16 protein-coding genes and 1 tRNA gene are annotated in these 13,990 nt (G+C 68.5%); 7 read left to right on the plus strand and 10 right to left on the minus strand.

The window, feature by feature from the left end; genetic code table 11:
* Positions 1–62 precede the first annotated feature (62 nt).
* Complete coding sequence (locus tag L2Z93_RS17735) at positions 63–437, minus strand: hypothetical protein (RefSeq protein WP_128111831.1); 375 nt, start codon at positions 435–437, stop codon at positions 63–65.
* 197 nt (positions 438–634) lie between these two features.
* Here L2Z93_RS17735 and L2Z93_RS17740 point away from each other — a divergent pair, with 197 nt between their 5' ends.
* Positions 635–1,930 carry a pyridoxal phosphate-dependent aminotransferase gene (locus L2Z93_RS17740; RefSeq protein ID WP_090588741.1) on the plus strand — a complete coding sequence of 432 codons (1,296 nt, stop codon included), beginning with the start codon at positions 635–637 and terminating at the stop codon, positions 1,928–1,930.
* 8 nt (positions 1,931–1,938) lie between these two features.
* The gene (locus L2Z93_RS17745) at positions 1,939–3,168 is read left to right on the plus strand and encodes a YibE/F family protein (RefSeq protein WP_090588742.1); all 1,230 of its coding nucleotides are present in this window, start codon (positions 1,939–1,941) and stop codon (positions 3,166–3,168) included.
* Here the strand turns inward: L2Z93_RS17745 and rfbA are convergent.
* From rfbA to dcd, 6 genes are all read right to left on the minus strand, one after another.
* A complete protein-coding gene (gene rfbA, locus L2Z93_RS17750; RefSeq protein ID WP_090588743.1) occupies positions 3,165–4,028 on the minus strand; it encodes a glucose-1-phosphate thymidylyltransferase RfbA in 864 nt (287 codons plus the stop codon). The genes L2Z93_RS17745 and rfbA overlap by 4 nt on opposite strands.
* Positions 4,028–4,384 carry a nuclear transport factor 2-like protein gene (locus tag L2Z93_RS17755; protein WP_090588744.1) on the minus strand — a complete coding sequence of 119 codons (357 nt, stop codon included), beginning with the start codon at positions 4,382–4,384 and terminating at the stop codon, positions 4,028–4,030. The genes rfbA and L2Z93_RS17755 overlap by 1 nt, the downstream gene beginning before the upstream one ends.
* Before the next feature lie 17 nt (positions 4,385–4,401).
* Positions 4,402–5,130, minus strand: coding sequence for a maleylpyruvate isomerase family mycothiol-dependent enzyme (locus L2Z93_RS17760; protein ID WP_090588745.1), 729 nt, complete (start codon positions 5,128–5,130; stop codon positions 4,402–4,404).
* A 4-nt stretch (positions 5,131–5,134) separates the two neighbouring features.
* Positions 5,135–6,454, minus strand: coding sequence for a UDP-glucose dehydrogenase family protein (locus tag L2Z93_RS17765; protein ID WP_090588746.1), 1,320 nt, complete (start codon positions 6,452–6,454; stop codon positions 5,135–5,137).
* Between the two features lie 77 nt (positions 6,455–6,531).
* A complete protein-coding gene (locus tag L2Z93_RS17770; RefSeq protein ID WP_420092984.1) occupies positions 6,532–8,175 on the minus strand; it encodes a DUF7159 family protein in 1,644 nt (547 codons plus the stop codon).
* Between the two features lie 176 nt (positions 8,176–8,351).
* A complete protein-coding gene (gene dcd, locus L2Z93_RS17775) occupies positions 8,352–8,921 on the minus strand; it encodes a dCTP deaminase (RefSeq protein WP_090588748.1) in 570 nt (189 codons plus the stop codon).
* 343 nt (positions 8,922–9,264) lie between these two features.
* Here dcd and L2Z93_RS17780 point away from each other — a divergent pair, with 343 nt between their 5' ends.
* Positions 9,265–9,975, plus strand: a complete 711-nt coding sequence (locus tag L2Z93_RS17780) for an endonuclease domain-containing protein (RefSeq protein ID WP_128111829.1) — start codon at positions 9,265–9,267, stop codon at positions 9,973–9,975.
* A gap of 20 nt (positions 9,976–9,995) precedes the next feature.
* Positions 9,996–10,069, plus strand: a tRNA-Gly gene (locus tag L2Z93_RS17785).
* A 68-nt stretch (positions 10,070–10,137) separates the two neighbouring features.
* Here L2Z93_RS17785 and L2Z93_RS17790 read toward each other — a convergent pair.
* Positions 10,138–11,142, minus strand: a complete 1,005-nt coding sequence (locus L2Z93_RS17790) for a tyrosine-type recombinase/integrase (RefSeq protein ID WP_260575462.1) — start codon at positions 11,140–11,142, stop codon at positions 10,138–10,140.
* Between the two features lie 261 nt (positions 11,143–11,403).
* Between L2Z93_RS17790 and L2Z93_RS17795 the strand changes: the two genes are divergently transcribed.
* Genes L2Z93_RS17795 through L2Z93_RS17805 form a run of 3 tightly spaced genes read left to right on the plus strand, consistent with a single transcriptional unit; the run spans position 11,404 to position 12,832 of the window.
* Positions 11,404–11,838 carry an aromatic-ring hydroxylase C-terminal domain-containing protein gene (locus tag L2Z93_RS17795; protein WP_162561893.1) on the plus strand — a complete coding sequence of 145 codons (435 nt, stop codon included), beginning with the start codon at positions 11,404–11,406 and terminating at the stop codon, positions 11,836–11,838.
* Complete coding sequence (locus L2Z93_RS17800; protein ID WP_260575463.1) at positions 11,835–11,966, plus strand: hypothetical protein; 132 nt, start codon at positions 11,835–11,837, stop codon at positions 11,964–11,966. The genes L2Z93_RS17795 and L2Z93_RS17800 overlap by 4 nt, the downstream gene beginning before the upstream one ends.
* Before the next feature lie 38 nt (positions 11,967–12,004).
* A complete protein-coding gene (locus L2Z93_RS17805; RefSeq protein WP_128111828.1) occupies positions 12,005–12,832 on the plus strand; it encodes a zinc-binding dehydrogenase in 828 nt (275 codons plus the stop codon).
* Position 12,833: 1 nt separating this feature from the next.
* Here L2Z93_RS17805 and L2Z93_RS17810 read toward each other — a convergent pair whose 3' ends face one another.
* On the minus strand, positions 12,834–13,457 hold the full coding sequence (locus L2Z93_RS17810) for a VldE C-terminal domain-containing protein (protein ID WP_090588753.1): 624 nt from the start codon (positions 13,455–13,457) through the stop codon (positions 12,834–12,836).
* 98 nt (positions 13,458–13,555) lie between these two features.
* Entirely contained in the window at positions 13,556–13,930 is a 375-nt protein-coding gene (locus L2Z93_RS17815; RefSeq protein WP_090588754.1) for a hypothetical protein, read from the minus strand.
* Positions 13,931–13,990 lie beyond the last annotated feature (60 nt).

Raw genomic sequence — 13,990 nt, forward strand, 5'->3', positions numbered from 1 at the left:
TCACACGGGGGACGTTGGTGACGCCCTCGCCGATCTGCGACGAAGACCTGCGGCGAAGATCCTCAGCGCACCTTGTGGAAGCTGAACGGCGTCTGGTTGATCACGCCGCCCGGGCAGTCGCCGTTGGAATCCGCCGACATCACCCCCGACATGGTGTTCAGGTTCACCGCGTAGTGCACGGTGACCGGGGCGAAGGTTCGGTCCGGACAGATCTGGCCGTCGGGCCGGGTGTAGGAGAAGTACCAAAGGCCGTTGGACTCCTGCGCCTGGGCGACCCAGCCGGCGTTGCTCGACACCAGGGTGGCGCACCCGGTCGGCAGGCAGTTGGTGGTGACGGTCACCTCGCTCATCCCGTCGCTGCCGTCCATGGCGTAGACGCCGTCCTGCAGCGCAGCTGCCGCGGGCCCCGCGCAGATCAGCGCTGTGGCTCCCGCCACAGCGAACGCGCCGAGCACCCGGGCGCCGGGTCGAACCGAAGACGAAGACAAGGAAGTTCCCACCGCGCGAAAATACCGCCCTGGCGCGGGGAAACACCTGTTCAGCGCACCCTTCTGCCGATTCGTGTCCGCCTTGTCACCAAACCGATCCCGGCCCGGAGCCGGTGGATCTCGGCAGGGATCATCCAGCTAATCGATTGGACAACCGTGGGAGAATCTTCTGCGTGACCACTCACCAGCTGCACCCGCATGCGTCGGGGCATCCGCATCACCGGCAACGGGTGTTCATGCAATCCACCAAATTGCAGAACGTCCTCTACGAGATCCGCGGACCCATCCACGACCACGCAGCCCGGCTGGAGGCCGAAGGCCACCGCATCCTCAAGCTGAACATCGGCAACCCCGCCCCGTTCGGGTTCGAGGCGCCCGACGTGATCATGCGCGACATGATCCAGGCGCTGCCCTACGCGCAGGGTTACTCCGATTCCAAGGGCATCCTCAGCGCCCGCCGCGCCGTCGTCACCCGCTACGAACTGGTCGAGGACTTCCCGCGCTTCGACGTCGACGACGTCTACCTCGGCAACGGGGTGTCCGAGCTGATCACCATGACCATGCAGGCGTTGCTGGACAACGGCGATCAGGTACTCATCCCGTCGCCGGACTACCCACTGTGGACCGCGACGACGGCGCTGGCCGGCGGCACCCCGGTGCACTACCTGTGCGATGAGACCAACGGCTGGCAGCCCGATATCGCCGACATCGAATCCAAGATCACCGACCGCACCAAGGCGCTGGTGGTGATCAACCCGAACAACCCGACCGGCGCGGTGTACAGCCGCGAGGTGCTCACCCAGCTGGCCGCCGTCGCCCGCAAGCACCAGCTGATGATCCTGGCCGACGAGATCTACGACAAGATCCTCTACGACGACGCCGAGCACATCAATATGGCGGGCGTCGCCCCCGACGTGCTGACGCTGACTTTCAACGGTTTGTCCAAGGCCTACCGGGTGGCTGGCTATCGGTCCGGCTGGCTGGTCATCACCGGTCCCAAGGAACACGCGGCCAGTTTCATCGAGGGCCTGAGCCTGCTGGCGAACATGCGGCTGTGCCCGAATGTTCCGGCGCAGCACGCGATTCAGGTCGCGCTCGGCGGGCACCAGAGCATCGACGACCTGGTGCTGCCCGGCGGACGGCTGCTCGAACAGCGCGACGTCGCCTACCAGAGCCTCAACGCCATCCCCGGGGTGTCATGCGTCAAGCCGCGCGGCGCGCTGTACGCCTTCCCCCGGTTGGATCCTGAGGTCTACGACATCGACAACGACGAGCAGCTGGTCCTCGACCTGCTGCTGCAGGAGAAGATCCTGGTCACCCAGGGCTCCGGATTCAATTGGCCGACAACCGATCACCTGCGCATCGTGACCCTGCCGTGGGCCAGGGACCTGGCCGCGGCGATCGAGCGGCTCGGTAACTTCCTGGTGAGCTACCGGCAGTAACCGCGCAGGTGGGCCACTCGCACTCCCATGCCCATTCGGGCCCGGCGCCGCTGGGCCCGCTGGCCGCGCGCATCGTGGTCGGCCTGCTGGTCGCCATCGGCGTGGTGGTGGCGGTGGGCGCCGCCGTGATGTGGCCCAGCCACCAGAAGGTCGACATCCCGCTGCCGTATCAGAGCTCCAGCGGCGGGGCAGTCAGCACCGAGAGCGGCCTGGTGCGGTCCACCGAGCTCGCCGACTGTGGAAGCCCGTCGGCGGGCCGGGTTCTCATCGGCGCCGCGGCGCCCGGGATACCGGGCGCCGGTTCGTGCGTGCAGTCCCTCATCGAGATCACCTCCGGACCGAATGCCGGCGCCAACACCCTGCTGGAGTTCACCCCCGGCCCGGGTCAGCCGAACCTCGTTGCCGGCGAACACATCCGGATCATCCGGGCGGTCGACGACGCCGGGGCCACCAGCTACGGCTTCTACGACTACGAACGGACCTGGCCGCTGGCGCTGCTCGCGCTGGCGTTCGCGATTGTGGTCGTCGCGGTGGCTCGCTGGCGTGGGCTGCGCGCCCTGATCGGGATCGTGGTGGCGTTCGGGGTGCTGGTCGTATTCCTGCTGCCGGCGCTGCGCGACGGCGCCCCCGCCGTCCCGGTCGCCCTCATCGCGTCGGCGGCGATCCTGTACGCGGTGCTCTATCTCGCGCACGGGGTGAGCCTGCGGACCAGCGCGGCGCTGCTCGGCACCCTGATGGCGCTGCTGCTGGCCGCCGGATTGTCCTGGGCCGCCATCGAACTGGCGCATCTGACGGGCCTCTCGGAGGACCAGAACGCCGAGGTCGCCGCCTACCTCGGGCACGTGTCGATCACCGGGCTGCTGCTGGCCGGCTTCATCATCGGCTCCCTCGGCGTGCTCAACGACGTCACCGTGACGCAGGCGTCGGCGGTGTTCGAGCTGGCCGAGCTGTCCGAAACCGGCTCGCGGCGGGACATCTTCACCGGGGCCATGCGGGTGGGCCGCGATCACATCGCCTCGACGGTGTACACCCTGGTGCTGGCGTACGCGGGTAGCGCGCTGCCGCTGTTGCTGCTCTTTAGTGTGGCCAACCGGTCTCTGGGGGATGTGCTGACCAGCGAGGCGGTCGCCATCGAGATCGCGCGCTCGGCCGTCGGCGGCATCGCGCTGGCATTGTCGGTGCCGTTGACCACCGCGATCGCGGCGGCCCTGGCCACCCCGGCGCGCACTGCGCGTTAGTCCGCCAACAGGTTTCGCAGGTATCCGCCGTACCCCGATTTCAGCAGCGCCTCCGCGCGACGGTCGAGCTGCTCGTCGTCGATGAAACCCATCCGCCACGCGACCTCTTCGGGGATGGAGATCTTCAGGCCCTGCCGACGCTCGATGGTGCGCACGAAATCGCTTGCGTCCAACAGTGAGTCGAAGGTGCCGGTGTCCAGCCAGGCGGTGCCACGATCGAGCACCTCCACGGCGAGCCGACCCTGCCGCAGGTAGGTCTGGTTCACCTCGGTGATCTCGTATTCACCACGCGCCGACGGCTTCAGCGACTTGGCGATCTCGACCACGTCGGCGTCGTAGAAGTACAGGCCCGGAACCGCGTAGTGCGACTTCGGGTTCTTGGGCTTCTCTTCCAGCGAGACCGCCTTGCCGTCGGCGTCGAACTCGATCACCCCGTAGGCCGTCGGGTCGGCGACCCGGTAGGCGAAGATCGCCCCGCCGTCGACGTCCTGGAATCGCCGCAGGCTGGTGCCGAGCCCGGGGCCGTAGAAGATGTTGTCCCCCAACGCCAAAGCCACGCTGTCCTCGCCGATGTGGTCGGCGCCGATCACGAACGCGCGGGCCAGCCCGTCCGGGGTGTCCTGCACCGCGTAGCTGATGCTCACGCCCAGCTCGGACCCGTCGCCGAGCAGTCGCTGGAACGCGGGCTGGTCGAAACTGGTGGTGATGATGAGGATGTCTCGGATCCCGGCCATCATCAGGGTGGACAGCGGGTAATAGATCAGCGGCTTGTCGTAGACCGGCAGCAACTGTTTGCTCGTACCCATCGTGATCGGGTAGAGCCGGGTGCCCGAGCCGCCGGCCAGGATGATGCCGCGCATCAGGCGTCCAGGTCGTCCTCGGTGAGGTCGGTGGCCCGCAGCGCCGATTCCAGATCCGGGTGGCCGAACACCGAGGTGACCTGATCGTGGACCACCCGGAACGCGCTGGCGCCGACGGCCCCGTTGTCGAAGGTCTGCTCGGCGACCACCACGCCGTCGTGCACATACAGCCGGCCGACGGTGACCGCGCCCTCCACGGTGGCGGCCCAATCTTGCAGCGCCGCCAACCCCTGGGCGGCGCCGCTCGCCGAACCGATCTCGATGTCATCGCTGGACAGCTGAACCAGCGTGTCGATATTGCGCTCGTTCAGGGCGTCGTGCCAGGCCAGCACGGTGGCGATCTCTGAAGTGCTCATTGCTTAAACCTATCTGCTCAGAACTTCATGCCGGCACGCCAGGTCGGCAGCAGTGATTCGTCGCCGAACACCTCGATGTCGGTCTCCGCGACCGGGCGGCGCCCGGTGACCACCAGCAGCAGGTCCCGGACCGGACCGCGCAGGCCCAGCTCCGCCGTCCCGTGGGTGTGCGTCCAGGTGCCGCCGCCGATCATCCACTCGCCCATCTCGCCGGGGTAGTCGGTGGCGTGCAGATGCACCCGGAACGGCAGATCCGGGACCATTCGGACCGCCGAGTCGAGCCACTCGTCGATGCAGTCGGCAGCCAGTTCCGGACGCGCCTCGAAGTCGAAGCCGCCCGCCGCGGCGGCGTCCGCGCGGTGCACCAGCAGCTCGTGCAGCCGTCGGCGTATCCACCACGGGGCCGGGCGCGGACCCCAGAATGTCCACACCATCGCCTCCGGACCGTCCTCGGTCAGCACCTCGTTGACCGCGTCCACCAGCAGCCGGGCCCCGGCGTCGAGCCAGGCGCGATCGCCCTCGGGGTCCCCTGGCGGGCGGCCGCCCGGCACCTTCGCGGGGTCGGCGGGCGCGGTGGCCCGCTCCGCGACCATCTGCGCGGCCCACAGGTTCCCGCGCCCGACATGGCGGAACAGCTGCTTGACGGTCCAACCGGGGCACGTCGGCACCGACGCGGCCTCGTCGATCACCGCGACGGTGTCACCGAACGCCCGGTTCTGGGCGAGAAACTCTGCGACGAAATCCACCCGATCAGCGTACGAGGCGCCCCAGGCAGTGCACCTGCCAATCAGCGGACTGCCAGCGGGCGACGTCCAGGCAGTTGCGGCCGTCCACGATGACCTTCGACCGCACCACCGAATCGAGTTCGGCCGGCGCGAGGTCCACGAATTCCTGCCACTCGGTGAGCACCAGCACCGCGTCGGCGTTCTCACAGGCCTCGATGACCGAGGTGGCGTAGTTCAGTGTCGGGAACACCCGGCGCGAGTTCTCCAACGCCTTCGGGTCATACACCTGCACCCCGGCGCCGTTGAGCTGAAGCAGCCCCGCCACATTGAGAGCCGGGGAATCCCGCACATCGTCGGACTCGGGTTTGAACGCCGCTCCCAGCACCGCGATGTTCGCCCCCAGCAGCGATCCACCGCAGGCGCGGGTGGCCAGCTCCACCATCCGGGCTCGGCGCCGCATATTGATGCTGTCCACCTCGCGCAGGAAGGTCAGCGCGTGGCTGGCGCCCAGTTCGCCCGCGCGCGCCATGAAGGCACGGATGTCCTTCGGCAGGCAGCCGCCGCCGAATCCCAAGCCGGCGTTGAGGAATCGCCGGCCGATGCGCGGGTCATGGCCCAGCGCATCGGCCAGCACAGTCACGTCTGCGTCCGCGGCCTCGCACACTTCCGAGATCGCGTTGATGAAAGAGATCTTGGTGGCCAGGAAGGCGTTCGCCGAGACCTTGACCAGTTCTGCGGTCTGCAGATCGGTGACCAGAAACGGCACGTCGGCGGCCAGCATCGGGGCGTAGAGCTCCCGCAGCGCGGCCTCGGCCCGGGTCGAATCCTGTTGCACACCAACGACGATGCGATCCGGTCGCAGGGTGTCCTCGACCGCGAATCCCTCCCGGAGGAACTCCGGGTTCCAGGACACCTCGACCTCGACGCTGGACAGCGCGCGGGCCCGTCGGCCCAGCTCGGCGGCGGTGCCCACCGGCACCGTCGACTTCCCGACGATCACCGCGGGCCGACTCAGACGCGGCGCGAGCTCGTCGATGACGGCGTGCACGTGCCGCAGGTCGGCGCCGAGCTCACCCTTCTTCTGCGGCGTCCCGACACCCAGGAAGTGCACGTCGGCGAAGTCCGCCGCGAGCTGGTAGTCCGTGCTGAAGGTCAGCCGGCCCGCCGCCAGGTTCTCCCGCAGCATCCGGGCCAATCCCGGTTCGTAGAAAGGGATTTCACCGGATGCGAGCTTGGCGACCTTTCCGGGGTCGATGTCGACGCCGATCACCTCGTGACCCAGCTCGGCCATCCCGGCCGCATGGGTGGCGCCGAGGTAACCGGTTCCGAATACGGCGCATCTCATGAACCCTGTATAGGAGCCGGGGATGTCCCGTCGGCGTCGCCGTCGCGATCAGAGCGCGAACGTCAGGTGACCAACAGTCAGCGATCTCCGCCCAGCGGCCAGGGCAGGAACGGGATGTCCAGGATGCCGTCGCGGGAGCTGCGTCGTTCACTCTTGTCACTCTTGCGCGACGGGTACTGCGACTCCGACTGGCGCTGCTGCGGATAACTCGGGTACTGCTGCTGCGGGTAACTGGGGTATTGCTGCTGCGGCCAGCTCGGGTACTGCTGCTGCGGCCACATCGGATTGCTCTGCGGGTACTGCGTGGTCTGCTGGTTCTGCGAGGGCTCCCACTGACGCTGCGGCGCGGGGTAGGTCTGCTGACGCTGCGGCGCGGGCGTCGGCTGCACGACCGCCGGAGCCTGCGTGACGGGTGCGGGAGCGGCGGGCGCCGGAGTCTCGATCACGGCGGCCGGCGGCTGCTGCACGGGCACCACCACCGGGGCTTCGACCGCGGCCGGAGCCTCGACCACCACGGGCGCGGGCGCCTGCACGGGAGCAGCTGCCGGGGCCGGCGCCGGGGCGTTGGCCTGAACGGTGTGCGGAGCGGACTGCTGGGCCGGCGCCTGCTGCGCGGCTGGTTCGGGCGCGGTGATGGTCTCCGGCGCGGGGACGACCGGTTCCTTCTCCAGCTGCTCGGCCGGAACGATCGCCTGGTTCGTCGGGGCCGGACGCTCATCGGCGGTCGGCCGGATGGTCACCGCCAAAGAGATCGCCAGCGCGGCGATGCCGACCACGAACACCGTCGCCAGGGTGCTTCCGACCAGCAGGAACGGCTTGCGTTCTGCCTCCTCACCGACCTCCAGCGCCTCGGCGATCTCGGCGAGTTGCCCGGAGTCCAGGTCATGCTCGCTGGCGAGCTTCGCGGCAAAGGCGGCATCGTCGGCGTCGTCAACAGCGCTGTAGGCCAGAGCGGGGCCGTCGGCGGGCTCGGTGGAAGCGGCCAGCGCCGCGGCGACCACCGAACCGGCCACCGTGCGGTCGGCCAGCGCGAACGCCATCCCGGAGGTGGTCGCCTCGAACAGCGGGGCCTGCGTGCTGGCCAGCGCGGCGCCGCGGGCCAGAGCGAGCTCCGGCTCGCTGGGCGCCACCACCGCCAGGCTGGTGGAGGATTCCAGTTCGGTCTTGATCGCTGCCACATCGACACCGGCGCCGACCACGAACACCCCGTCCGGGGAGGCCTTCAGGTCCTCCAGCCCACGCAGCATCGCACCCAGTTCGGCGACGGCGTCTGCGGTGTGCAGCTCGCGGCGCTCGACCTTGATGATCGAACCGTCGGCGTTGTCGACCACGGACAGCGTCGCAGTGTCGCGCTCCAGGAACATCAGCCCGGTGTTCTCGTAGCCCATCGCGCCACCGGCAGCAGTCGCCAGGGCCCCGGCCGAGTGCAACTCGGACACCAGCATCACGTCATCGATGCCGTTGCTCTTCAGGGCTTCGCGGAGTTCCTTGGCCGACGCGTGGTCGCGCCACGTGACACCGACCGAAAGCAAGTGGTGGCCACCCTCGACGGCGCTCTCCCGAGTGCCGAGGATCGCCGCCACGACCTGCGCGGGGGCGCTCTCCCCAGCGGGGATGGCGAACACATCGTGATCAACGGTGACGCCGTCGGCGTTCTCGCCTTCAACGAGCACCATGCGGACCGTCGTGGGTGTCATCGACACACCAAGAACGATGTCCACGGCCCCTCCAAGTCTCCGTCTTGTGCGCGCCTGAGTTGGCGCCTGCTATTTCATCGACTTCGCTGTCGCCGGCGTTACCTCCGACAACGGTGACCCGCCCGACATCCGGGCCCCGACCCGACGTCCACCCTACGCCGATAGAACCGTTTGTCGAGAGTGGCTAAATGATCGGTCGATCAGTCCCGGCGGAAGTTCAGGTAGGAACGCGACGGGGTGGGTCCACGCTGGCCCTGGTACTTCGATCCGGCCTTGTCGGAGCCATACGGATGCTCGGCGGGGCTGGTCAGCCGCAGCAGGCAGAGCTGGCCGATCTTCATGCCCGGCCAGAGCGTGATCGGCAGGTTCGCGACGTTGGACAGCTCCAGGGTGATGTGCCCGGAAAACCCCGGATCGATGAATCCCGCTGTCGAATGGGTCAGCAGCCCGAGCCGCCCGAGCGAGGATTTGCCCTCCAGGCGGCCGGCGAGGTCCTCGGGCAGGCTGCAGCGCTCCAGGGTAGCGCCGAGCACGAACTCGCCCGGGTGCAGCACAAACGGCTCGCCCTCCTTGGGCTCGACCAGGGAGGTCAGGTCATCCTGCCGCTGCGCGGGGTCGATGTGGGTGTAACGGGTGTTGTTGAAAACCCGGAAGAGATTGTCCAGCCGCACATCCACACTCGACGGCTGCAGCAGAGAATCCTCGAAAGGGTCGATGCCGAGTCGGCCGGAGGACAATTCCGCGCGGATATCGCGGTCAGAGAGCAGCACACGTGGAGCGTATCGGCTCCCGGCGGGGGATTCACGGGTGGAGGTGTGTCAAACCACCGGCTGTGCGCACTCTCGATTGGATTATCCAGATGAACGCCCACACAGCCGGTGGTTTGGCACACGAGTGCTTATGCACAGGCCTTGGGCTTGCTGACCCGTCTCCGCGGTGGCGAGGGGTGACACTGACGCGGTGGTCTATCCAGGCATTCGCTCGCGTCAGGAGTGGCATCGTCGCGGGGTGGGCCGGAATGAACTTCTCCGGGGCTTGCGGAGTGGAGCCTACGTTCGGATTCGGCGCGGTTGGTTCTCGTTACCCGGTGCGAATCCCCAAGCAGTGGAAGCAGTGAAAAGGGGCGGCGCCGTCAGTTGCATCACTGCGCTGGAGTTTCTCGGTGTCTGGGTACCGCCGCATCCACCAAAACTGCACATCCGCGGCAATGACCATTTCAACCGAGCCCATCCTGATCGGTACTGCCAGCAGTACGGGGCGCCCGAACCGGTGCGCGAGGCCACCGACGAGCCCTTTCTGGCGCTGCGCCATGCGCTGCGATGCCTGGACCATGAAGGGATCACCGTGGTGTGCGACTCGTTGTTGAACATCTCGCGGCGAGCGCTGGCCGGTGAGCCCGTCGTCGAGGTCCTTACTCCCACCGAGGTGGAAGCCGCCTTCGACGGGGCACCCGCCCACATCCGACGGTGCCTGGACCGCTGCGACGCCCGAGCGGATTCCGGCACCGAGACCATGATCCGGCTGCGGCTGCGGAGCAAGAGGGTCAAGGTGGAGCCGCAGGCGGCGATCCCCGGCGTCGGGCGGGTGGACGCCCTGGTCGGGGATCGGCTGATCATCGAGGCCGACAGCGTGGAGCATCACCTGACCGAAGCCGGCTTCCGCAAGGACCGCAGGAAGGACCGCGAAGCGGCGCGGCAGGGCCTGCTCCACATGCGCCTGACCTACCAGGACGTCGTCTACAACTGGCCGGAGACCGAGGCCGCCATCATGTCGGCGATTCGCGATGGACACCACCGCGCACCCCGACGCCGCAACGCTGTTTGATAGCCTGTGAGCCGCTCCGTGCCGATGTAGTTCAATGGCAGAACATCAGCTTCCCAAGCTGAATACGCGGGTTCGATTCCCGTCATCGGCTCCACTCTGACCAGCGCATACCCTGTTCGATCCTGTTCGACCCGACCCGTCAGGCTCACCTAGGGTCACAACTCAGACGGAACTCCTGTTCGGGCGGTCCAGGGACGACCCGGCGGCCTTGAGCGCATCGTCCTGGCTGTGCGCGTAGACCTTGAGCGGCAACGTGGCATCCGAGTGCCCGATCCACGCCGCGATCACCGCGATGGGCACACCGTCCAGGTGCATCAGCGTGGCGGCGGTGTGCCGGCCGCCGTGCAACTTGATGTGCCGCACCTTGGCCGCCTTGGCGGCGTCGGCCCAGTACCGGGAGATCACCTGAGGGTGGTACGGCTGGCCGATCTCGTTGCTGACGACGTACTCCCCCGGCCCGTAGTGCTCACCGAGGGCGAGCCGTTCGGCGGCCTGCCGTTTCTTCGCCGCCTTGAGCACCTTCACCAAGCGATCTGGCAGCGGCAGCTTCCGCCGCGATGCATCGGACTTCGGATCGTTCTCCACTACCTTGGCGCCGGCGGCGACCCGGTTGTTCGCAATCGTCAGCGTCTTCGCTTTGAGGTCGACGTCGGCCCACCGCATCCCGGCGATCTCGCCACGCCGCAGCCCGTACAGCGACAGTTCCCCAGCGTGGCCGATGCGGTGGTCGGCGAACTGCGCCCGCATCTTCTCCACCTCGGCGCGGGTGTAGGTCTCGACGTCCTTGTGTGACTTGGTGACCCTGGCGACCTTGGCGGCGACGTTGCGCTTGACGATGCCTTGCTCCTGGGCGTCGGCGAGCACCTGGCCGACGCTGACGATCACCTTGTTCACCGAGTCCGCTGACCACGGCCTGCGGGTGTTGCCCTTGGCGGTGACGGTGCCGCCGGCGACCAGATCGGCGACGAGTTGGTCGAGTTGAGCCTTGGTGAGGCGTTGTACCGCCATTTCACCGTGCCGTTCCCGCAGCGGAGCAAGATCGTATTCCAGTTTGGAAAGCGACGTCGCCCGCAAATTGTGGCGGCCGGATATGTAGTCCTCGCAGACCTGTTCGACGGTGAGTTTCGACGGAGACGCATAAGCGCCGGTGGCCGCCAGGTTCTGCAATTCCGCCAGCGTCTTCCGGGCTTCTTTCTCGGTGTGGCAATGTCGGGTGGCTGGCGTGGTGGGGCGTCCCGTGTCGCCGGGCGGGGCGGGCTTTCCCAGTGCCTGTGGGTCTTTCGTGGTTGGTCGGTCAGGGGGCCGGTGTCAGCCGAAGGCGGTGCGGATGGCCTGCCAGGCGGTGGCAATGATCGCGGCCCAGCGCCAGGTGGCGTCGATACGCAGCCGGACTTGGCGGGCACCTCGGGTGATACGGGCGGCACCGCGATGCGCCGAAGGGTGGCGCCGCGGGTGCTGCGCCTCGCGCACACCCAGCGTGTGCTGACCCGAGCCATCTCGCAGCTCGACGTGTCGTATCACGACGGTTCCGGCGCCGCGCCCCACGGCCGGGTCGCCGTCGGCGACCGGGCGCCCGACCTCACTGTCGGCGCCGCGACGGGCTGGTCGGTGCGCCTGCACGATCTGCTCGACGACGACGGCTACACGCTATTGGTGTTCGCCGATATCGACGCCGACGACCTATGCGAACGGGTGCAGGTGGCGCGGATCCCCGATCCGGCGGCTGCCGCCGCCTACGGGCTGCCCGACGGTGGCGTCGCGCTGGTCCGCCCGGACGGCTACCTGGCCTACCTCGGCGCCGAACTCGACCGCGAAGCCCTCGCCGGGCAGCTGTTCGCCGGCGACGCCAGGATCTGCCGATGAACGCCGGGACCGCGGGCGCCGCGACGGGGAACACCATGCGGGCCGTGCTGATCACCCAGTTCGGCGGCCCGGAGGTGCTGCGCGTCGTCGACGCGCCTATCCCGGCCCCGGCCCGGGTGAGGTGCTGATCCGGGTCGAAGCCGCGGGTGTCTCCTACGGCGATGTGATGAAACGGCGGGGGGACTTCGGCGAGGTCGGGTTCCCGGCCGGGATGGGCCAAGAGGTCGCCGGTGTCGTCGCGGCCGATACGCCGGGCGGGCCTGCGGTCGGCACGCGGGTGGCGGCCATGGTGGACCGCGGCTACGCCGAATACGCGCTGGCCCGGGCCGACGCGGTGCTGCCGCTGCCGGACTCCGTGGCCTTCCCGACCGCCGCGGCGCTATGGGTGCAGGGGCTCACGGCCTACCAGGCGCTGACCGACGCCGGCGGCCTCACCGAGGGCGACACCGTCCTGGTGCACGCGGCGGCCGGCGGCGTGGGCACCCTGGCCACCCAGTTGGCCCGGCTGCTCGGGGCGGCGACGGTGATCGGGACGGCGGGCACGCCGGCGAAGCGCGATCATGTGCTCGCCCACGGCGCGGATCTGGCGGTCGACTACACCGACCCGAACTGGGCCGCCGCGGTGCGGCGCGCCACCGGTGGACGCGGGGCGGATCTGGTGCTCGATTCGGTCGGCGGGACCATCTCCCGCCAGACGCTGGACTGCGTGGCGCCCTTCGGCCGGATCGTGACGTTCGGCGCGGCCAGCCGGACGCCCGCCGACTACCCGGCGATGGCGTTGATGGCGGGCAATCTGAGCGTCACCGGGTACGCGCTGCAGGGCCGGCTGGCGCATCGGGAACGCGCCGTCGAGGCGCTCCGCCGGTTGATCGGGTTCGCCGCCGACGGGCGGTTGCGGGTCGCGGTGACCGAGTACCCGCTGGAGGCCGTCGCGCACGCGCACCGAGACCTGGGCGATCGGCGAACGGTCGGAAAACTGGTGCTGCGGCCCTGACTCAACGGGCGGTGTAGATCTCGGCGCCGGTCGGGTAGCCGCCGCCCTTGGTGGTGATGTGGACGTGGTCGTAGTGGCCGTAGCCGCCGACCTGCGCGCCGCCGTCGGGCGTGTAATAGGTGTCGCGCCAGATGCAGTCCTGCAGCGCGAACCGGTCGGCGTTGGCCATCGCGAACGCCACGATCTGATCGCCGAGCGCGATGCCCTCGGCCGAGCCGTAGTTGGCGATCATCACGTCCAGCGCCAGGCCGTTGGGGTGCCAGCGCAGCGAGTCGGGCCGAACCCCGCCGATGGTGAGGATCTCGGGGAACTCCGCGCTGATCGCGCGGGCCGCCAGGATGGTCTTGACCTGCAGGCCGCTTTCCGGGGCCCGGCCGACCGGCAGGGTGTCCGGCGGCGGGTCCACCTTGCGCAGGTTGGCCATGTTGACCGCCTGCGGCGCCGCCACCATCAGGACCGACGAATCACCACCGGTGATCGTGACGCCGTCCGGGACCGGGACATCGGCGGCGACGGGCAGTGCCCCACCCCCGGCCGCCAGCAGAGCGGCCGCGGGGACAACCATCACCGCCATCAGAAACGGCGAACGCCGCCGCGTCGGCTTGGCTGATTCGTGTCGACCCACGCGGATACGATAACTGTTTGATAACGGTGAACCAATTCAAACGGAAATAATTGGCCGACCGGCATTGTCGTGGGTGACCCGATTCGGGTCACAATGCGCTATTCGGCGGGGCCGGCGGGCGCGTCGACGAGTGCCTTGACCGGGCGAACCTTGCGGTGCTCGTCACAACGCCAGCAGTTATACGACGCGTCCTCATTCGGAATGTCATTCTCGGCGCCGCAGCGCGGGCAGACGAATCGGCGACGGCCGTCGGCGACCTTTCGTTTCGCCGGTTCCGGATTGGCGTCGGGCTGGGCCAACAATGCGAATCCCGGCCCGAGCGGGCCCAGGAAAAACGCTGTCACCAGGAAGAACACGATCGGATTCAAGCCACGCTTATGCGCGATCAAGGCGGCCACCGCGCCGGCGATCAGCCAGCCGATGATCAGCAGCAACAGCGTCGGGATACCCATCCCGAGGAAGGCGTCGTCCATGTTCTCCCCTGGTAGCGGTCCGCGATCGGCGGCCGGCCGGTGTGGTCGATCCCATTGTGT

It is taken from the genome of Mycolicibacterium brumae, assembly GCF_025215495.1.
Lineage (GTDB): Bacteria > Actinomycetota > Actinomycetes > Mycobacteriales > Mycobacteriaceae > Mycobacterium > Mycobacterium brumae.

Excerpts from the sequence above, each read along its gene's own strand:
- L2Z93_RS17755 (WP_090588744.1), bottom strand. The coding sequence starts at position 4,384 with ATGAGCACTTCAGAGATCGCCACCGTGCTGGCCTGGCACGACGCCCTG.
- L2Z93_RS17805 (WP_128111828.1), top strand. The coding sequence starts at position 12,005 with ATGAAACGGCGGGGGGACTTCGGCGAGGTCGGGTTCCCGGCCGGGATG.
- rfbA (WP_090588743.1), bottom strand. The coding sequence starts at position 4,028 with ATGCGCGGCATCATCCTGGCCGGCGGCTCGGGCACCCGGCTCTACCCG.
- L2Z93_RS17795 (WP_162561893.1), top strand. The coding sequence starts at position 11,404 with ATGCGCCGAAGGGTGGCGCCGCGGGTGCTGCGCCTCGCGCACACCCAG.
- L2Z93_RS17815 (WP_090588754.1), bottom strand. The coding sequence starts at position 13,930 with ATGGACGACGCCTTCCTCGGGATGGGTATCCCGACGCTGTTGCTGCTG.
- L2Z93_RS17800 (WP_260575463.1), top strand. The coding sequence starts at position 11,835 with ATGAACGCCGGGACCGCGGGCGCCGCGACGGGGAACACCATGCGGGCC.
- L2Z93_RS17765 (WP_090588746.1), bottom strand. The coding sequence starts at position 6,454 with ATGAGATGCGCCGTATTCGGAACCGGTTACCTCGGCGCCACCCATGCG.